The following is a 19272-nucleotide window of genomic DNA, read 5'->3' on the forward strand; positions in this document are numbered from 1 at the left end:
AAAACAAACTCTATGAAAAAGAATATTATAAAAAGCGTATTGATTGCCTTTTGCGCAGCACTACTATACAACTGCGATGACATAGCATTTTCTGAGGAATCAGATATAAATCTTCCTGCATCAACAATTACGGAAATTTCTAATGAAACTCCTTTTGTTGGAACAGAGATAGTCTTAAAAGGAACTAATCTAAACTATGTAACTAGTGTAGCTGTTGGTACAAGTGAATTTAAAATCATAAAACAAAGCGCTGACAACATGACTGTTGAGGTTCCTAGACTAATTGAAAGTGGTCCAATAACTCTTTTTAATAAATACAAAAGAAAATTTGAATCTATTCAAATTCTCAAGCCTCAATTTTATCCAGCTAAAGTAATCACTTGGCCCGTTAACATTCAAAAAGGGAAGCCTTTTTTAATGATTGGTGAGAATTTAGATTTGATAAAAGAAGTTAAAGTCAATGGTAAAGTTGTTGCCTTATTTGGTGCAGCAAGCCCTCAAAAAGTTACCTACTCCTCAGCTGGAGTTGAAATGGAAATTGGTGAATTCGCAACCATAGAAGTTACCCCAAAAACAGGTGACAAACAAACCTCCCCAGCGATTCTAGTGGTTAAACCAGTTAACACCTATACACCAAAACAAACATTAATGATTAGCGATTTTGATGCTCCGTTCAATGCGGTTAATGGTGATGCTACAAGTCCATTTAGCCATACAACAATAGCTGGAGAATACGGCAAAGCCTTAGAAGTTAAAGCTGCTTCTGCAAACGGATGGAATGGTGTTTATTTGAAAGTAGAAAACGACAATGGTGGCAAAGGATATGATTTATCTGCCTACAACAAACCACATATTACATTTTTAGTAAACACTGCTGGTGGTCAAGGTTATGTACAACCAATTCTTACCGCTGGTGGAAAAACTGAAGATCGTCATTTAACGGGAGCCTTCGGTTACGGAGATGATTATAAAATCAATACCTCAAATTGGGAATGGCGTTCTTATGATCTTGAAAAAATGGGATTCCCAGTAGTAAAAGGCAAATTGGACAGAATTGGAATTCAATTCCGTGGTGGTAATGTAAATGGAACTCCTTTCTATATTGCAGTAGATCAAGTGATGATTACAGATGGTCCTTTAAATCCAACCATAGCTTGGAATTGCGAAACACCAGCTGGATCTACTTGGAATATTTTGCCAAATTCAAGTAGCTTACAAGGTTACAATCAAGGTTCTAAATACGCTAGTTTAACTGGAATTTCTCAAGGATGGGATAATAAGTTAGGGCAAGCATCATGGGATGTAAAAGCACTTGATCCAGCCGTTTATGCCAATGGAATTTGGATTAACTTCCTTTTAAACACAGGAAACAAAGAAGGCTATTTTCAATTTGACTTTGGTCAAGGGTGGATGCACTTTACAAAATCGCAAGGATATGGTGATGATTATAAGTTTGTACCAACAAACAATAAGTGGGTATGGCGTTCTATCAAGCTAACCCCAGGAGAAGGTGATTTGAGCAAATTTGATCCGACCAAAGCCTTTACAATGGGAATCCAATTATATGGTGGAAACCTTGCTAAAGGAACTGCAATGGAAGTAAATGTGGACTCTTTCATTTTTACAACTGTGCCTCTTGATCCAAATTTAGTAACAGATTAATCATTACAAACTGAGTTGACACATAATAAATATAGTTTCATATTTTGTTTTGTTTGAGTGGTTTTTAGAAATAAACAGGGTGAACGTTCACCCTGTTTATTAAAAAACAAGTCAATAAAAACTATTGATTTAAATTAAATTAGATGAAAAAAATAATTCCAATATTTTTCTTGACCTTGCTTATGGGTTCTTGCTCAAGCAACGAAAACACAGTAGAAAGCGAGAAAAAACTACTCTCATTTAGCATCATCGAACTGCCTAATTCAACTTTTGTGATCAATACAGATTATTCTATAACCACCAATGTTCCATCAGGTACGAGTTTAGATAATTTAACCGCAAAATTTGAAGTCTCTCCAGAGTCGAATCTTTTCATTGGCTCTACGCCGCAAATTTCGGGTCAAACCAAAAACAACTTTACGCAACCTATTCAATATGAATTGGTTACTAAAGAAAAGAAAATAAAATACACGGTCAACATTACTCATTTTCCAAACAATTTACCTCTTGCTAATGCTGGCGATGATAAATTCATTATAATCCCAAAAGGCACTTCCTCCGCAACCGTAACTTTAGATGGTTCAAAATCGTCAGACTCTGAAGCTCCAATAGTAAGTTATGAATGGAAAAACGGAAACACTATACTTGGTACTACTCCTACACTATCCACAAACTTAAATTTAGGAACTCATTCTATCGTTTTAAAAGTGACTGATACTACTGGCGATACTGCTACAGATACAGTAATCGTAAGTGTTACGCAACAAGGAGTTTATACCCCTATCGACAATAATGCAACTCAAGAAACTAAAAACCTGTTTACAAACATTGCATCAATTGCAAATAGTGACAAATTCATTTTTGGGCAAGAATTCCCTTTATCATTTCAATTAAAAAGTCTTGATTTTGACTTAAACACCTCCGACTGTAAAGATATTACAGGAGATCACCCAGGCGTTTATGGAATTGACCCACATTATATGCTTTATAAAACTGCCTCGCAAAAACAACTTCATATTGACGAAGCAAAACATGCATATGCAAATGGATCTATTGTAACCTTTGATTTTCATCAACAAAGCAAAAGTGACCACAAAATATATTTTAATGATATTACAACAAGTACAGACAAAAGTCTAATGTTTGATATTGTAAACAATAGAAACAATGCAAGAGATTGGTTTTATAAAGAACTAGATCAAGTACTTAACATTATCAATAATGATTTAGGATTTCCTATCGTTTATAGACCTTTTCATGAAATGGATGGAAATTGGTTTTGGTGGGGAACACAAGCCACAAATCACAGCCCACAACTGTACATCGATTTTTATAGATTGACCGTAGACTATATGAGAAATAAATCAAATTTGATTTTATTCGGTTGGACACCTAATGAAAAAATAAATAACAGTTATTATCCCGGAGATGCTTACGTTGATGTGGTAGGAATCGACGCATACAGCCAAAATGCGACTACGCTCAAAAACAACCTGATTGACTTGACAAAATTCGCAACGAATCATAATAAAGTAGCCATCTTATCAGAAACTGGAAAAGGAAATTATGTAAATGACGCTCCTACTTTCTGGACCTCAACTATTTTAAAAGCGATTCAAGATGGTGGAAGTGACATCAGAATAGCTTGGGCTCTGGCTTGGTTTAATGCACCTTGGGATTCTAATCAAAGTAATTTATTTATTCCAAATAGTAGCTCCTCTACAGAGGTAAAAGATGATTTTAAAAAGTTTTATAATAGTGAAACAACTTTATTTCAAAATGAAGTAAAAGCATTAAAAGTTTACAATTAAACGGAAGCAATTTCCTTTTTGTAAACCAAAATTAAGAGTTCCTATTACTATAAAAAATGATTGTATGGATGACCAAAGAAATGTTTTTAAAAAGATCTCATTTTTACTATTTCTAATTTAAAAACATAGCTTAACATCACTAAAACTAAATAAATGTATACCACCAAAACAAAAAGATTATTTTTCGTTTTTTCCTTAGGGATAACCATCTTCAGTTATGCTCAGAAAAGTGTTTCTACCTCATTACTTGTAGATAAAAAAGCAACTTTTGAGACACAAAGGCTATACAAAAACTTACAAGCCTTGACTCCAAAAGGTATTCTTTTTGGACATCAAGATGACCTAGCCTATGGCGTAAAATGGAGATACGAAGAAGGTCGTAGCGATGTAAAAGATGTAACTAATGATTATCCAGCCGTATATGGATGGGATCTGGCAGGACTCGAAAAAAAATCCGATAAAAACATAGATGGAGTACCTTTCGATAAAATGAAACAATACATTATTGAAGGCCATTCTCGTGGAGGTGTTATAACAATAAGTTGGCATTGTGACAATCCATTGACAGGAGGTCCTGTATCGGATACCACCCCAAATTCATTAGCCGCTGCATTACCAAACGGTACAAGTCATGAAAAATTCAAATCATGGTTGGATGAAATCGCAACATTTTTTAGTGCTCTAAAAGACAAAAAAGGGAAACCAATTCCTGTTTTATTTCGCCCTTTTCATGAACTAAACGGAAGCTGGTTTTGGTGGGGAAAAAACAACGCAACTTCTGAAGATTTGATTGCACTATGGCGATTTACTTTTGACTATTTACAAAGCAAAGGCGTTCATAATTTAATTTACCTATACAACACGGATAGATTTAAAACTAGAGAAGAATACTTAGCATCGTATCCTGGAGCTGATTATGTAGACATGTTGACTTTCGACACCTACCATAGTTATCCACCAACAGCTGAGGCTTTTATAGAAAATTGCCAACGTCAACTCAAAATTGTAACAACCATTGCAAAGGAACAGAATAAAATCACTGCATTTGCCGAAACAGGATTCGAAGCAATTCCTTATGATAAATGGTGGACTGACACTTTGATGAAAGCTATTGGTGACTATAAAATTTCTTATGTCCTATTATGGAGAAATCAAGGTTGGCAGGAAAAAGAACAAAAGATGCATTACTACACCCCTTATAAAGGACATCCAAGCGAAAAAGATTTTATTGACTTTTACAATTTGAAACAAACATTATTTGGACGTGATGCCGCAAAGGCCAAACTTTACAAATAACAAAAAATAACAATTAAGTTTTATTTACAAATGCACGAAAAAATAAGTTTAAAAGAAAAAATAGGTTACGGACTTGGCGATGCAGCCTCTTCTATGTTTTGGAAAATATTCAGTATGTATCTACTGTTTTTCTATACAGATGTATTTGGGCTAGCCCCAGCAGTTGTCGGAACCATGTTTTTAATCACTAGAATTTGGGATTCTTGCTTTGACCCCATCGTAGGAATTCTTGCTGATAGAACCACATCAAAATGGGGAAAATTCAGACCTTATTTATTATGGACTGCCATCCCCTTTGCCATAATTGGAGTGCTCACTTTTTACACACCAGATTTTGATGAAAAAGGCAAAATTATTTATGCTTATGTGACCTACTCATTAATGATGATGGTATATTCAGTAATCAATGTGCCTTACGCCTCCTTACTAGGCGTTTTATCTTCAGACCGAAAAGAACGAACCACGCTTTCTTCTTACCGTATGGTGTTTGCCTTTGGAGGAAGTTTGCTAGCACTTTGGTTAATAGAACCCTTAGTAAACTATTTTGGTGGAAACCTGAATTCAAAATCAGGTTGGTTGATAACAATTGCTGTTTTTGGAGTGATTACCACCATTTTCTTTTGGGCCTGCTTTTTTTGGACCAAAGAAAGAGTTCAACCTATTTCTGACGAAAAATCGAATCTTAAAGAAGATTTAAACGACTTACTAAAAAATCGTCCATGGTGGATTCTTCTTGGCGCCGGAATTGGAGCTTTGATTTTCAATTCAATCAGAGATGGAGCTGCGGTTTACTATTTCAAATACTATGTAAGTAGCACCATTAATTTTGATTTTACGCTTTTTGGGACAGATTTTCATATGACGCCTACTTCAATTTATTTGGTTTTAGGACAAGCTGCCAATATTATTGGGGTTGTAATCGCTACGCCCATTGCCAATCGATTAGGAAAGAAAAACACATTCTTGGGCGCTATGTTTTTAGCTGCCATCTTTAGTCTAATTTTTTATCTATTCAAAAACGATGACATCTATTGGATATTAAGTTTTCAGGTACTAATAAGTATTTGTGCAGGTTGTATCTTCCCATTAATCTGGTCGATGTATGCTGATAGTGCTGATTATTCTGAATGGAAACAAGGTCGAAGAGCAACGGGATTAGTTTTTTCTGCTTCTTCTATGTCACAAAAGTTTGGTTGGACAATTGGAGGCGCAGGTACTGGATGGTTATTAGGATATTATGGATTTCAAGCGAATGTAGCACAAACCGCCGATACTCAAAACGGCATCCAACTGATGCTGAGTGTACTGCCAGCAATAGCAGCAGCAATATCCGTGATTTTCATTTTCTTTTATCCTCTTAACGAACAAAAATTACAAATAATAGAAGACGAACTCAACAATAAAAGAGAACAATAAAATAAATCTTGAACTAGCATTTTATAGCATGATCACATCTGAAAACAACATAGTAACACAAAGATTAGAAAACTTGAAAAAAGAATTTCAAGCGCTAATTGAGAAAAAAAACGAACCAGAAAATACCGCTGGAAACGGAATATATACCCGTTATAAAAACCCTATAATAACTGCTGCTCATACTCCACTTGAATGGCGTTATGACTTTGACCCAAACACCAATCCATTGCTTTTGGAACGCATTGGTATCAATGCAACATTCAATGCTGGAGCTATAAAATGGAACAATAAATACATCACTGTCGTGCGTGTAGAAGGTGTAGACAGAAAATCTTTTTTTGCCATTGCCGAAAGTCCAAATGGAGTGGATAATTTTAAATTTTGGGACAAACCTTGTGTTATCCCTCAAACCGAAGAACCTGATACCAACGTGTACGATATGCGTTTAATTGCACACGAAGACGGCTGGATTTATGGCATCTTTTGTACCGAACGCAAAGACCCAAAAGCTCCTGCTGGTGACACGAGTATGGCTATTGCCAATGCAGGAATTGTGCGTACCAAAGATTTAGTGAATTGGGAACGATTACCAGACCTAATCTCAAATACGGGACAACAACGTAACGTGGTTTTACATCCCGAATTTGTTAATGGGAAATATGCATTGTACACTCGTCCACAAGATGGCTTCATCGATGTTGGTAACGGGGGCGGCATTGGATTAGGCTACGTTGAAAACATGAGCAATCCAGTAGTGAAAGAAGAACAAATCATCTACGGAAAACAATACCATACCGTTTATGAACTAAAAAACGGTTTGGGTCCAGCTCCTATCAAAACATCAAAAGGATGGTTGCATTTAGCACATGGTGTTCGTAATACGGCTGCTGGTCTTCGCTACACCTTATACATGTTTATGACCGATTTGAATGATATTTCAAAAGTAACACATTATCCTGCTGGACATTTTATGGCTCCAGAAAACACAGAAAGAATTGGCGATGTATCAAATGTATTGTTCTCAAACGGTTGGATTGCCGATGAAGATGGAACCGTTTATATCTATTATGCTTCATCGGATACGCGCATGCACGTAGCTGTTTCAAGTATTGAGCAATTAGTTGACTATGTTACCAATACACCAGAAGATACGTTTACTTCTGCAGGTTCCGTACAAACCATTATCAAACAAGTTGAAAAAAACAAATCAATCTAAACCTGTGACAACCGAATTAAAAAATCTAAAAATCGAGTTACGATTAGAACTCCAAAATATACTCGAGTATTGGATGACCCATACAATCGACAGTAAAAACGGAGGATTTATAGGTCAAATTGATTTTGAAAATCTGAGAAATGAAGATGCTGAAAAAGGCGCTGTCTTAAATGCCCGAATTCTTTGGGCATTTTCGGCAGCCTATCATTTATCTAAAAACGAAGAACATAAAAACACCGCTACAAGAGCTTTTGAATACATCAAAAACTACTTTCTTGACCCTGAACATGGCGGGATATTTTGGAGTCTAAATTTTGATGGAACTCCAAAAGATACCAAAAATCAAATTTATGCCTTAGGTTTTGTAATCTACGGAATGGCTGAATATTACTCGATTTCGAATGATGATGAAGCATTAGCCATTGCCATTCAGCTTTATAAAAAAATAGAAACTTATAGCTTTGACCCAATAAACAAAGGCTATTTAGAAGCCTTTACTCGTGACTGGAAACTCATTGACGACCTGCGTTTGAGCGACAAAGATGCTAACGAAAAGAAAACGATGAACACGCATTTGCACATCGTAGAAGGGTACGCCAATTTGTATAAAGTTTGGAAAGACGAAACGCTACGTCAAACGATAATCGAACTTTTAACTACTATAGAAATCCATTTTATCAATACTGAAAATGGTCATTTGCGTTTGTTTTTTGATGAAAATTGGATAGAAAAACCGGATGTCATTTCTTATGGTCACGATATTGAGGCAGCTTGGTTATTGCTGCAATGCGCCGAAATAACCGGTGATACTACTTTGATTGCTAATTATAAAAAACATGCAATACAAATCGCCGAAGTGACCAAAGAAGGCATCGATACTGACGGAGGATTATGGTACGAATACAATCCTGAAACACAAAAATTAATGGCAGAAAAACATTCCTGGCCACAAGCCGAATTGATGATTGGCTATTACAATGCTTGGCAGCTTTCGGGCAATCAAGGCTATTTAGACATCGTTTTTAAAAATTGGTCTTTCGTCAAAAAACACATTATTGACCATCAAAATGGTGAATGGTTTTGGGGCATAAATAGCGATTATTCTACTATGCAGAAGGACAAAGCAGGTTTCTGGAAATGCCCTTACCACAACAGTAGAGTGTGTATAGAACTCATTCACAGAATTTAAATTTCTATGTAATTATAACTAGAATAACAATACCCCAAAATGGCTCTCAGTCTCTTTTTGGGGTATTGCTTTTTAGTACTACCTCAAAACCCTCTAATAGCCTCCAATTCATCAACTGAAAAGGACAGCGAATTGAGACTATCGATATTGTTGTTCAATTACCCCACAGAACTCGCTCCAATCAACACCAAAGTTATTCTTTCATCTTTGAGCAACCAAGCCAAAACCATTTGTGACAACGACTGATTTCGCTCCTTTGCTATTTCATTTATTTTTTTTAGCAATTAATACAGACTGTAACAATAATTTATTTTTAAAATAGCTAGACACTTTTTTGTAAATTTGTATCAAATGATAAAATTATGAATAATTGGCAAAACTTGATTTCAATAAACCCTGATATTCGATTTGGAAAACCAACGATAACTGGAACACGAATTTGTGTATCTGACATTTTATCTTGGCTTGCACAGGGTATGTCGATGGAAGAAATTATTTTGGATTTTCCAGAACTAAAAAAAGAAGACATTCTGGCTGCCTTAGCCTTTGCAGCTAATAGAGAAAATATCACCAAAATAATTGCAGCTTAATGAAATTGCTTCTTGACGCTAATATTTCTTGGAGAATAATCAAAATGATTGAGGATAGCTTTCCCAATTGTTTTCACGCTAAAGACATTGAAGTTCCACAACCTGCAAAAGATAGTGAAATATGGGAATTTGCCAAAAAAAACAATTTCACTATACTCACCCACGATGAAGATTTTGAAAAACTATTACTTTTGAATGGTACACCACCAAAAGTAATAGTTTTAAAAACGTTCAATCAAAATACAAAACAACTTGCTCAAACATTAATAAATAAAAAGACAACTATTGAATCTTTTATTCTAAATGACGAGCTGATGATTCTAGAAATTTATTAACTACTCCAACTCAAATTGGCCTTCCAAACCTTTATCCGAGCTTCCTCCAACCATCAGTTTAAAGGTTCCCGCTTCTACCAAGTACTTCCCTGCATTGTCATAGAATCCTAACTCCTTCTCAGTCAAAGTAAAGGTTACGGTTTTGGTTTCTCCTTTTTTCAAAGCAATCAACTCAAAGCCTTTTAGTTCTTTTACAGGTCTGGCCAAACTTGCCGCAACGTCTTGGATATACAATTGCGCCACCTCTTTACCATCATAATTACCAGAGTTGGTAATATCCACCGAAACGACAACCGGCTCTCCTTTTGCGAAAGAAGCTTTGTTGATTTTTAAATTTTTATAATCGAAAGTAGTGTAACTCAATCCAAAACCAAAAGGAAACAAAGGCGTTTTCTCTACATCAGTATAATGCGACCAGAACACATTTTTGTCGCTATTTACAGGTCTTCCAGTGTTGTAATTGTTATAATAAATCGGTACTTGCCCTACATTTCTTGGGAAAGACATTGGCAATTTACCACTCGGATTGTAATCACCATACAACACCTGAGCCACGGCATTACCGGTTTGTGTACCCAAATGCCAAGCCTCAACAATCGCAGGAATATGTTCCGCTGCCCAAGGCAATGCCAAAGGTCGACCGTTGTTTAAAACCAGAACAATATTTGGATTCACTTTATACACTTCTTCTAATAATTCTTGTTGAACACCCGGTAAATCAAGATTCGTTCTACTACGTCCTTCTCCTGATTGAAAACCGTGCTCACCCAAAACCATCACTACAACATCTGCGCTTGCTGCAACTTTTCTAGCAGCATCAAATCCACTTTTATCGGTAGTATTGAACACCAGTTCGTCAATAAACGTGGTTTTACCCACCGTCAAATCGGCACCTTTTTCAAACGTTAGTACGTTGCCTTTATACTTTTGCATTCCTTCCAAAACCGAAACCGCTGTATTGTCATCCGAAGCAATTCTCCAGCTTCCCAACGGACTGTTTTTATCATTAGCCAAAGCCCCAATCAAGGCTATTTTTTGACCCGATTTTTTTAGCGGAAGTATCCCCTTTTCGTTTTTCAACAATACAATCGACTTCTTTGCCATATCTAGCACTGCCTCATTATTAGATTTACTACCCAAGGTCGCTTTCTCACGCTTTTCATCGCAATATTTATAAGGATCATCAAACAAGCCCAATTCAAACTTCACACGCAAAATTCTGCGAACGGCATCATCTACCAGCGCTTCTTTTACTTTTCCTTCTTTGACCAACTTCACCAATTCGACCACATACAAATGCGATTCCATATCCATATCTGACCCTGCAATCACGGCCTTTGCAGTCGCTTCTGCTCCATCTTTGGCAAAACCGTGCGGAATCATTTCCCGAACCGAAGCCCAATCTGACACCACAAAACCGTCAAATTTCCATTGTCCTTTTAAAATATCCCTTTGCAAAAAAGCATTGCCTGTAGCAGGAACGCCATTCAAAATATTAAACGAATTCATCAACGTACGCACACCCGCATCTGTCGCCGCTTTAAACGGAGGCAAAACGGTATTGTATAATTTAGAATCGCTAATGTCTACCGTATTGTAATCCCTTCCTGATTCGGCAAAACCGTAGGCCGCAAAATGTTTCGCACAAGCTGCTATCGTATTTACTTTCAACAAATCAGCTTTGGTGTCACCTTGAAAACCCGTCACTCTAGCTTTGGCAATTTTACTTCCCAAATAAGGATCTTCTCCCGCACCTTCCATCACTCTTCCCCAACGAGCATCATTCGAAATATCTACATTTGGACCAAATGTCCAGTTGATCCCCACCGCCGATGCTTCGTCTGCCGCCACTTGAGCCGATTTTTTAATCGCTTCCAAATCCCAGCTCGCAGCCTCAGCCAACGGAATCGGGCTTAAGGTTTTGTATCCGTGAATTACATCAAAACCTATAATCAGAGGAATCCCCAATCGGGTTTCTTCGACTGCTATTTTTTGCACCGCTTTTACTTCCTTCACGCCACGAACCGTAAGCATCGAGCCCACCCATCCTTTGCGCAAATGCTCGTATTTCTTTGCTGCATCTCCTCCTTTGGGTGCTGGTCCAGTTACTTCCCAAAAGCCATTGTATTGGTTCATTTGTCCCACTTTTTCCTCCAGCGTCATTTGTTGCATCAACAAATCAATTCGTTCTTCAATGGGTTTTGTTTGATCTAAATGTGACATTTTTTGTGCATTCATACTTCCAGTTATCATCAGGGCAAAAATCCCTACCGTTACTACTATTTTATTCTTCATACTATGTTTTTTATTTTTTGGGCGTGCCCCGCCAGATACTTCGACAAGCTCAGTAGGCGGGTCGGGCTATCCGCTACAAGTCCTCGCTCCGAGAAAATCGGAGCTGTGGGCTTTTCACTCCTATCCCTCACGCGAAATCCCATCAATCAATGCGTTTTTTGGTAATTCTGAGAAACGAAGAATCACATATTGTGAACAGCTTGTATCATTCATGTTATGGGATTTCTCCTCCTTTGAAAAGACAAATTAATGCTATGTACTTACTCACTTATAAAAGTCGAAGCCGGTAAATTCGCTTGATTAAAAAGTGTGGCTTGATCCGTATTTTTCCAAGCGTAACGCACTTTAGTGGGCGCCTTTACTTTATCCGATTGTACGATGACCGAATTATTTTTAATCACAGCTGTTGCTTTATAAAACACATTGTCAGCACCCGCAACTTCAAACAAATCGGCTTTCTTATCCTTAAAATACAAGCCTTCGTCATAGTCAAAAGTGACTAGCGCTTTACTTTTTTCCATTTTTATGGCTTTAAACAAAGGACCATTCACCAACTTTTTGTTGGTTTTATAGGTATTCGCCAAAGCCAAATTCCCCAATCGAATCCCCACCGATTTTTTATCCTTTGGATGAATATCATCAATAGACGAAATATCGCTAGTAACCACCAATCCTGTATTGGGAACTTGTTGAGCTACTTTTCGCTGGGCATCGCGAATCACAGCACCACCAAAATGATTTTCTCCATACTTATAAGGAGCAATTTGAACCACATAAAACGGAAAGTCATATTGCCACAATTGTCTCCATGAAGTAATCAAAGCCGTGAGGGTTTTATCATAAACTGTTGATCCCACATTGCTTTCTCCTTGGTACCATAAAGCCCCTGCAATTTTGAATTTCATCAACGGATAAATCATAGCATTAAAGGCACGTCCCGGCTGATGGGGACCATAACTTTCTTCTTTTCTAGTTTTGGCAGCTTCCAACAAAACAGCATCCTTTTGAATCACTTCTTCGGGCATCCAAATCTCCGCTGGCGTTCCTCCCCAATTGGACGAAATCAAACCAATCGGTACATTCTTTAATTCTTCTTGCAAACGCTGCCCAAAAAAATAGCCCACAGCGCTAAAATACTTCATCGTCTCTGGTGTACAGGTAGTCCAGGTACCAGATAAATTATTTTGCGTTGTGGACGCCGTTAATTTGGGGATTGAAAAGAATCTTATGGTGGTATTTGTGGCATTCTTTACTGCATCATCGCCATTGGTTATTCCCCATCCGGCATTCATTTCCATATTTGATTGCCCAGAACAAATCCAAACTTCTCCAATCAAAATATTTTTAAGAACAAGTTCGTTGTACCCTTTTATGGTAATTGTATAAGGCCCTCCTTCTTTGGGTGTTGGAATCTTAATTTCCCATTGGGCTTGATTGCTCGTTTTGATTTTGTACGTTTCGTTACTCCAACTCGGAGCAATCACTACTTCTTCCTGCGGATTTGCCCAACCCCAAAATGTCACATCAGCATTGCGTTGCAAAACCATATTATCCGAAAAAACATTCGGAAGCGTAACATTGGCGAAGGCCAAACCAACTTGGAAGAAAACGACTAGGGCGAAAAGTCTATTTTTCATACAATAATTTTTTAAAAAAAGACAATAATTGATCCGCCATTACTTTATCATCGTTACTATCGGGATGATAGCCACAACCTTTGGGAGACATCGGCTGGAATTCAAACAAGGCTATCGGTTTGTGGGCTTTATCCGTTTCAAAAGCTTGGATTACTTTTTTCAAGCATTTCACCAAAGTCACATTACGATCTCCCGAAACCATAGGGCTAGTCAACAAAACAATTCGGGTATTTGGTGAATGTTTGTATACCGTTTTGATAAAATCAATATAATTCGCTACGTATTTTTCTTCATTAAAAGGCAATCTAGGCTTTTTTCCATCACCATCCGAAAGGTCATTAGTACCCAAACAAATACTCACCAAATCCGGCTGAAATGCAAAATCATACGATTTGGATTGGTCTTTGTTCAAATGTAAATTTTCGTAAACATCAGGCATAATGGCTTCTTCCAAATGCTCGTCATTCCAGTTGCGATACATTCCAATTCCAGAAACAGAACTCAACAAATAATCTGCATCCAAACGTCTAGAAAGCACTGGTCCATAGGCCAAATAACCGTTGTGTTGATCGTACCATTCGCCCGACCCACAAGGAATCGGATTGGAATCATTGCCCATTCCACAAGTAATAGAATCACCTATGAACTCGATTTTCTTTTTCTTTTTAATTTTTGTTTTCGAAGGAATCACTTGGGCTGTCGTGCCTGCAAATAATACACTGCCGTTTGCCGCCTCCGTGGCTTTATACACCTCTAATCGATGCGTTTTTTTAGCAGAAGTAACTTGTATTGGAAACGATTGAACGCTTCCTTTTTCTATTCTCAAACGGCCCAAATACTGACCATCTAATACCAAAGAAACATAATTATGATGTTCAAAACCATCCACACTCTGAAGCGAAATAGCACAAGTCGAACCCGTAAACTCAAAAGCCACCGAAGCAGCTGAACCAATAAGAAGTACTTGATTATTCTCGAGTGGGTTTACTCGACCTGACAAAGTATAATAACTAGAGCTTTCCTGTTTTTGTTGGGCCGATACATTCATCGCTAACAACAAAACCAAAGCAAAACGTAACTTATTTAAAAACATTAATTTTGGAAATTTATTTAACATAAGCTACAAATTTAAAGGGATAGATTAGTAAATTTAGATACTATTATTTCATTTTCTAATCAAATAATACCAAATGCAAATCTTCATCCCAATTGATACACTAAGCGTCTAACTTTTTTCACCCGAAAAGTAAACGCATAAAAAAACCACCCTTTTCAGAGTGGTTTGATTGCCTTTATAATCTGTTTTCTATTAGCTTTTCACAGTAGCCGCAACTACAGTTCCTTTAATAGTCAATACTTTTGGAGTAGTTTCTGCATTAGAAGTTACTGTAACTGTTTTAGTAAAAGCTCCCATAGCAGCTGCATTGTAAGTAGCCGTAACCGTTCCTGATTTCCCTGGAGCGATTGGAGTTTTAGTATAATTAGTAGCTGTACAACCACAAGAACCTTGTACATTAGTCAAAATTACAGGTGTTTTTCCAGTGTTTTTGAATTCAAAAACAATAGGTTTTGGAGTACCTTGAGGGATAGAACCCACATCAATAGTTTCTGATTTCCAAACCAAAACGCTTGCATAATTTGCTACTTTATTTACCATTGTTTTAACTGGAGTAATAGCTGAGAAAGACATTAATCCAAAAGCTACTGCCAACAAAGAGATTTTTAACATTTTCATAATTTCTATATTTAATTGTTTAGTGTTCTAAATTTTTACTTTTCAAATATAGTTACTCTTTTTGGCATTGCTGTTAAACAAATTCAAATGATTGTTAACGACTTGTTAATGCCTTAAAAACAACTTATTTTTACTTAATATTACATCAAAAAAAGACCCTTTCTTGAAAATCAATCGCCTCAATAGTATCATTGTCATTGGACTCATTGCCATCATCGGTATTTTATTGGCACAACTTTTATGGACCAAAGAAGCTTTTCGAATCGAAGAAAAAAAGTTCAGTCAAAAAGCTCATATTGCACTGTATGAAGTGGCTAAAAACTTGTACAAAGGCAACAATCAGGAAATTCCGGTGCAAAATCCAGTACAAAAAATCTCTAATGATTATTATATCGTTAATGTAGAGAATGATTTTGATGCCTCGATTTTGGAATTTTACCTCAAATCCGTTTTCAAAAAACTGGGCGTAACCACAGATTTTGAATATGCGATTTATAATTGTCAGAGCGACGAAATGGTATATGGCAATTATGTTTCCCTTGACGAAAAAGACACTTCTAAACACTCGATTCATTTTCCCAAACACAAAAACTTGGTCTATTATTTTGCTATTCGTTTTCCCAACGAAACGACCTTTTTATTCAGTTCTCTTAAGTTTTGGTTCGTACTTTCATTGGTTTTGGTGTTGATTCTTTTGATTTATGTGTACTCGATTTATACGCTTTTGCAACAAAAAAAATATTCCGACTTACAACGTGATTTCATCAACAATATGACTCACGAATTCAAAACACCTTTGTCGTCCATATTAATTGCTTCGAATTATTTGAGCAAACAAAAACCAATTACTGATGACGAAAAGTTGGAAAAATATGCCCAAATCATTGTGGAGCAAAGCAACAAACTGAATCAACACATCGAGAAGATTTTGACGGTTGCCAAGTCGGATGCTACGCCCTTACAACTCCAAAAAACTACTTTTGAGTTCCTTCCTATCATCAAAGAAATCATAGAAAACTGTCAACTCAAACATCCAATGGTGGTGTTTCATTTAGATAATCAAAGTAGCAAAACTCAGCTAAACGGTGATGTTTTTCATTTTTCAAACATCATCTATAACTTAGTAGACAATGCAATAAAATATTGCGAAAAAACACCCGAAATCACACTTCGTTTTACCGATACCAAACAGCATTTACAAATTGACTGCATCGATAACGGAATTGGGATTGAACCTAAAAAAATTCCTTTTATTTTTGATAAATTCTACCGAATTCCATCCAAAAAAAGCAATGAAATTAATGGTTTTGGACTAGGGCTGTATTACGTAAAAAAAATTTGCGATTTACATCATTGGAAAATAACTGCAAAAAACAACGAGACTTTTGGGACAACTATAACTTTAGTACTGCCGATAAAAAATGAATAATCCAAAAATTTTATATGTCGAAGACGATGCCACTTTGGCTTTTTTGACAAAAGACAATTTAGAACAAAATCAGTACAATGTTTACCATTGTGAAGATGGCGTAGCTGCTTTAGAATGCTTTCATAAAATTGATTTTGACATCTGTATTTTCGACATTATGTTGCCCAAAAAAGATGGTTTTGAATTGGCCGAAGCCATACGAAAAGTCGACACCCATATTCCCATCATTTTCCTTTCGGCCAAAACACTCAAAGAAGACCGCATCAAAGGACTGCGTTTGGGCGCCGATGATTATTTAGTAAAACCCTTTAGCATCGAAGAGTTATTGCTCAAGATTGAAATTTTCTTGAAACGCTCGCAAAAAAAGGAAAAGCTCGAATATGCTCAGTATCAAATTGGCAAATACACGTTTGACACCAAAAACTATTTGCTTTGGAATGCCTCCGAAAAAATAAAACTAACCCAAAGAGAATCCGAGTTATTGAAATTATTTCTAGACAATAAAAATGTCGTCTTAAAACGAGAAGAAATTCTTACAGCGCTTTGGGGCGATGATGATTATTTTATGGGCCGAAGCTTGGATGTTTTTATTTCGAGGTTGCGTAAAATTCTAGCCAATGAACCCGGGATTTCCATTGAAAACCTTCACGGTATTGGGTTTCGTTTTTTTGAATCATAATATCGATTGATTATTGCTTTTTTTATACATTTATTTAAAACTTTAATTTTCAATATTGTAAATAAAAAAGCAGATGATTTCAACTACAAAAAGGCTCTTTTTTTTAATACTGACTCTTTGGCTTCTGATTTTCCCTAAAACAATGAGTGCTCAAACTTCAAATGCAATTGAAGTTTCGTCTTTTACCAAACTTCAAAAAGGCTTAGCATTTATTGGTTTAACAGGCGGAGCAAATACGAGAACGAGTCGAAACGAAAATTTACTCATCACCAATGTCATTGATAAACGAAAAGATGGCTTTAACGTTCAAGCTAATGGAGGTTATTTCTTAAGTAAATCATTTGCTGTTGGAACTGCTTTGCGCTATGACTGGGCAAAACTCGATCAGATTTTAGAAGATACAGAAGGAGTCCAAACCTTTGTCAAAGAAGCCAAAAGTAGCCTTGGTGGATACTTATTTATTAAAAACTATATCCCCATAACTCCCAACGGTCGGTTTAATCTTTTTAATGTGGTGAGCCTAGGAATGGATAAAGAAAATAAAGTAACCGAAAATACCACCAATGATGTATTAACCCGATATTATGCTGTTACCAACAATTACAATCTTGGAATTAATCCAGGGATTCAAGTATTTATCATCAAGGGATTTGCTACTGAAGTTGGGGTAAATCTAGCTGGACTTTCTCATACATACAAAAGAACCACTATAAACGAAGAAGAAAATACAGTAATCAAAAGCAATACTTTAGACTTAAAACTAAACATTTTATCGTTAAACATTAGCTTTTTTTATTTCTTTAAATCTTGACAATATGAGAACAAAACTTTTATTCTTAGCCCTCTTTTGTGTTGTTTTGTCCAACTGTGTCTCAGAAGATTATTTTGGAAATTCAGATCAAAAAAAAATATTGAGTTTTATTTTAATAAATCAAGTAGGCAATACAATCATTGAGGAATCTACGAGTACAATCAGTATAACTGTCGCAGCTACCGCTAATATCAAACAACTAAAGCCTCAAGAAATTGTGCTCTCTACCTTTGCCACAATTAGTCCATCGAGTGAGGAACTATTAGATTTTAGTAATCCCGTAAAATACACTGTAACAGCCGAGGACGGATCAACAAAAACTTATACCGTAACCGTAAAACAAGAAGGAAGTGAACCACAATTAGAAAATAGTTCCTTTGATGATTGGTATATGACTCCCAAAAATTACTACGAACCCGGAAAAGACGCCAACTCAATTTGGTCAAGCGGAAATGCTGGAACGACCACTCTAGGAAACGCAAATGTTACTCCTTTTACCATCAACGGAACGAATATCGCAGCTAAATTAGTAACTCAAGATATGGGAAATCTAGCGGGATTGGTCAGTCAACGAATGGCGGCAGGCTCAATGTTTACGGGTAAATTTGAATTGGATGTGGCAAATCCAATTAATTCTGCCAAATTTGGAATTCCTTTTGCTGCTAGACCTAAAAATTTCTCTGTAGAATATGCCTACAGTCCAGGTACTCCCTATTTGGATAGAAAAGGACAAACTTTAACGACCAAAGATGCCTGCGATATCTATGTTTTATTAGAAAATAGAAGCGGTACCGAAGTAAAAAGAATCGCTACAGGTTGGTTTCGTTCCGAAGAAAAAGTAATTGACGCTTTTAAAACCATTACCATCCCATTGACCTACGGAGAATTAAACAACTCTTTTCCAGCCTATCAAAAACCTAAAAACGGTCTTTATGGTAGTACTAATGAAGCAGTCACCCATATTACAGTGGTTTTCTCCTCAAGTTTTAATGGTGATCAGCTAGAAGGAGGTACAAATAGTACCTTATTGGTCAACAATTTCAAATTGATCTATTAACCTGAGTTCATTTATTCAAGAACTTGAAATGAAATGGATATCCTGCAAGTTTTTTTAAACCTTGTAGGTATGAATTTAATTTAAGAAATACCTACAAGGTCTGGAAAAAGACCT

At 36.5% G+C, this 19272-nt stretch carries 17 protein-coding genes; 12 read left to right on the top strand and 5 right to left on the bottom strand.

Annotated features, from left to right (window positions below; translation table 11 throughout):
- The first annotated feature begins 12 nt into the window (after positions 1–12).
- From ACZ1AQ_RS08830 to ACZ1AQ_RS08855, 6 genes are all read left to right on the top strand, one after another.
- Positions 13–1662, top strand: a complete 1650-nt coding sequence (locus ACZ1AQ_RS08830) for an IPT/TIG domain-containing protein (RefSeq protein WP_489632551.1) — start codon at positions 13–15, stop codon at positions 1660–1662.
- A gap of 143 nt (positions 1663–1805) precedes the next feature.
- Positions 1806–3473, top strand: coding sequence for a glycosyl hydrolase (locus ACZ1AQ_RS08835; protein WP_489632552.1), 1668 nt, complete (start codon positions 1806–1808; stop codon positions 3471–3473).
- 153 nt (positions 3474–3626) lie between these two features.
- Positions 3627–4769, top strand: a complete 1143-nt coding sequence (locus ACZ1AQ_RS08840; protein ID WP_489632553.1) for a glycoside hydrolase family 26 protein — start codon at positions 3627–3629, stop codon at positions 4767–4769.
- A 30-nt stretch (positions 4770–4799) separates the two neighbouring features.
- Positions 4800–6185, top strand: coding sequence for an MFS transporter (locus ACZ1AQ_RS08845; protein WP_489632554.1), 1386 nt, complete (start codon positions 4800–4802; stop codon positions 6183–6185).
- A 28-nt stretch (positions 6186–6213) separates the two neighbouring features.
- A complete protein-coding gene (locus tag ACZ1AQ_RS08850; RefSeq protein ID WP_489632555.1) occupies positions 6214–7401 on the top strand; it encodes a glycoside hydrolase family 130 protein in 1188 nt (395 codons plus the stop codon).
- A 4-nt stretch (positions 7402–7405) separates the two neighbouring features.
- Complete coding sequence (locus ACZ1AQ_RS08855; RefSeq protein WP_489632556.1) at positions 7406–8590, top strand: AGE family epimerase/isomerase; 1185 nt, start codon at positions 7406–7408, stop codon at positions 8588–8590.
- A 158-nt stretch (positions 8591–8748) separates the two neighbouring features.
- Here the strand turns inward: ACZ1AQ_RS08855 and ACZ1AQ_RS08860 are convergent, their stop codons facing one another.
- A complete protein-coding gene (locus ACZ1AQ_RS08860) occupies positions 8749–8874 on the bottom strand; it encodes an aldo/keto reductase (RefSeq protein ID WP_489632557.1) in 126 nt (41 codons plus the stop codon).
- Positions 8875–8952: 78 nt separating this feature from the next.
- Here ACZ1AQ_RS08860 and ACZ1AQ_RS08865 point away from each other — a divergent pair, with 78 nt between their 5' ends.
- Positions 8953–9180 carry a DUF433 domain-containing protein gene (locus tag ACZ1AQ_RS08865; RefSeq protein WP_315170055.1) on the top strand — a complete coding sequence of 76 codons (228 nt, stop codon included), beginning with the start codon at positions 8953–8955 and terminating at the stop codon, positions 9178–9180.
- Positions 9180–9515 (top strand): DUF5615 family PIN-like protein, encoded by a 336-nt coding sequence (locus ACZ1AQ_RS08870; protein ID WP_489632558.1) that lies wholly within the window; start codon positions 9180–9182, stop codon positions 9513–9515. Before ACZ1AQ_RS08865 ends, ACZ1AQ_RS08870 begins: the two co-directional genes overlap by 1 nt.
- On the opposite strand, the gene bglX is transcribed toward ACZ1AQ_RS08870, so the two are convergent.
- The 4 genes from bglX to ACZ1AQ_RS08890 all read right to left on the bottom strand — a co-directional run bounded on the left by bglX (position 9516) and on the right by ACZ1AQ_RS08890 (position 15182).
- Entirely contained in the window at positions 9516–11810 is a 2295-nt protein-coding gene (gene bglX, locus ACZ1AQ_RS08875) for a beta-glucosidase BglX (RefSeq protein ID WP_489632559.1), read from the bottom strand.
- Between the two features lie 260 nt (positions 11811–12070).
- Entirely contained in the window at positions 12071–13447 is a 1377-nt protein-coding gene (locus ACZ1AQ_RS08880; protein WP_489632560.1) for a sialate O-acetylesterase, read from the bottom strand.
- On the bottom strand, positions 13437–14564 hold the full coding sequence (locus ACZ1AQ_RS08885; protein ID WP_489632561.1) for an SGNH/GDSL hydrolase family protein: 1128 nt from the start codon (positions 14562–14564) through the stop codon (positions 13437–13439). The genes ACZ1AQ_RS08880 and ACZ1AQ_RS08885 overlap by 11 nt, the downstream gene beginning before the upstream one ends.
- Positions 14565–14756: 192 nt before the next feature.
- Entirely contained in the window at positions 14757–15182 is a 426-nt protein-coding gene (locus ACZ1AQ_RS08890; RefSeq protein ID WP_489632562.1) for a DUF1573 domain-containing protein, read from the bottom strand.
- A 163-nt stretch (positions 15183–15345) separates the two neighbouring features.
- Between ACZ1AQ_RS08890 and ACZ1AQ_RS08895 the strand changes: the two genes are divergently transcribed.
- The 4 genes from ACZ1AQ_RS08895 to ACZ1AQ_RS08910 all read left to right on the top strand — a co-directional run bounded on the left by ACZ1AQ_RS08895 (position 15346) and on the right by ACZ1AQ_RS08910 (position 19158).
- On the top strand, positions 15346–16611 hold the full coding sequence (locus tag ACZ1AQ_RS08895) for a sensor histidine kinase (protein WP_489632563.1): 1266 nt from the start codon (positions 15346–15348) through the stop codon (positions 16609–16611).
- Positions 16604–17290, top strand: a complete 687-nt coding sequence (locus ACZ1AQ_RS08900; protein WP_489632564.1) for a response regulator transcription factor — start codon at positions 16604–16606, stop codon at positions 17288–17290. Before ACZ1AQ_RS08895 ends, ACZ1AQ_RS08900 begins: the two co-directional genes overlap by 8 nt.
- A 142-nt stretch (positions 17291–17432) precedes the next feature.
- A complete protein-coding gene (locus tag ACZ1AQ_RS08905; protein WP_489632565.1) occupies positions 17433–18101 on the top strand; it encodes a hypothetical protein in 669 nt (222 codons plus the stop codon).
- Positions 18102–18105: 4 nt separating this feature from the next.
- Positions 18106–19158, top strand: coding sequence for a PCMD domain-containing protein (locus ACZ1AQ_RS08910; RefSeq protein WP_489632566.1), 1053 nt, complete (start codon positions 18106–18108; stop codon positions 19156–19158).
- Positions 19159–19272: the final 114 nt, after the last annotated feature.

It is taken from the genome of Flavobacterium sp. UM26, assembly GCF_057922445.1.

Coding starts and splice junctions, on each gene's coding strand:
- ACZ1AQ_RS08870 (WP_489632558.1), top strand. CDS start 9,180: ATGAAATTGCTTCTTGACGCTAATATTTCTTGGAGAATAATCAAAATG.
- bglX (WP_489632559.1), bottom strand. CDS start 11,810: ATGAAGAATAAAATAGTAGTAACGGTAGGGATTTTTGCCCTGATGATA.
- ACZ1AQ_RS08905 (WP_489632565.1), top strand. CDS start 17,433: ATGAGTGCTCAAACTTCAAATGCAATTGAAGTTTCGTCTTTTACCAAA.
- ACZ1AQ_RS08890 (WP_489632562.1), bottom strand. CDS start 15,182: ATGAAAATGTTAAAAATCTCTTTGTTGGCAGTAGCTTTTGGATTAATG.
- ACZ1AQ_RS08845 (WP_489632554.1), top strand. CDS start 4,800: ATGCACGAAAAAATAAGTTTAAAAGAAAAAATAGGTTACGGACTTGGC.
- ACZ1AQ_RS08830 (WP_489632551.1), top strand. CDS start 13: ATGAAAAAGAATATTATAAAAAGCGTATTGATTGCCTTTTGCGCAGCA.
- ACZ1AQ_RS08840 (WP_489632553.1), top strand. CDS start 3,627: ATGTATACCACCAAAACAAAAAGATTATTTTTCGTTTTTTCCTTAGGG.
- ACZ1AQ_RS08865 (WP_315170055.1), top strand. CDS start 8,953: ATGAATAATTGGCAAAACTTGATTTCAATAAACCCTGATATTCGATTT.
- ACZ1AQ_RS08900 (WP_489632564.1), top strand. CDS start 16,604: ATGAATAATCCAAAAATTTTATATGTCGAAGACGATGCCACTTTGGCT.
- ACZ1AQ_RS08885 (WP_489632561.1), bottom strand. CDS start 14,564: ATGTTAAATAAATTTCCAAAATTAATGTTTTTAAATAAGTTACGTTTT.
- ACZ1AQ_RS08835 (WP_489632552.1), top strand. CDS start 1,806: ATGAAAAAAATAATTCCAATATTTTTCTTGACCTTGCTTATGGGTTCT.
- ACZ1AQ_RS08880 (WP_489632560.1), bottom strand. CDS start 13,447: ATGAAAAATAGACTTTTCGCCCTAGTCGTTTTCTTCCAAGTTGGTTTG.
- ACZ1AQ_RS08850 (WP_489632555.1), top strand. CDS start 6,214: ATGATCACATCTGAAAACAACATAGTAACACAAAGATTAGAAAACTTG.
- ACZ1AQ_RS08910 (WP_489632566.1), top strand. CDS start 18,106: ATGAGAACAAAACTTTTATTCTTAGCCCTCTTTTGTGTTGTTTTGTCC.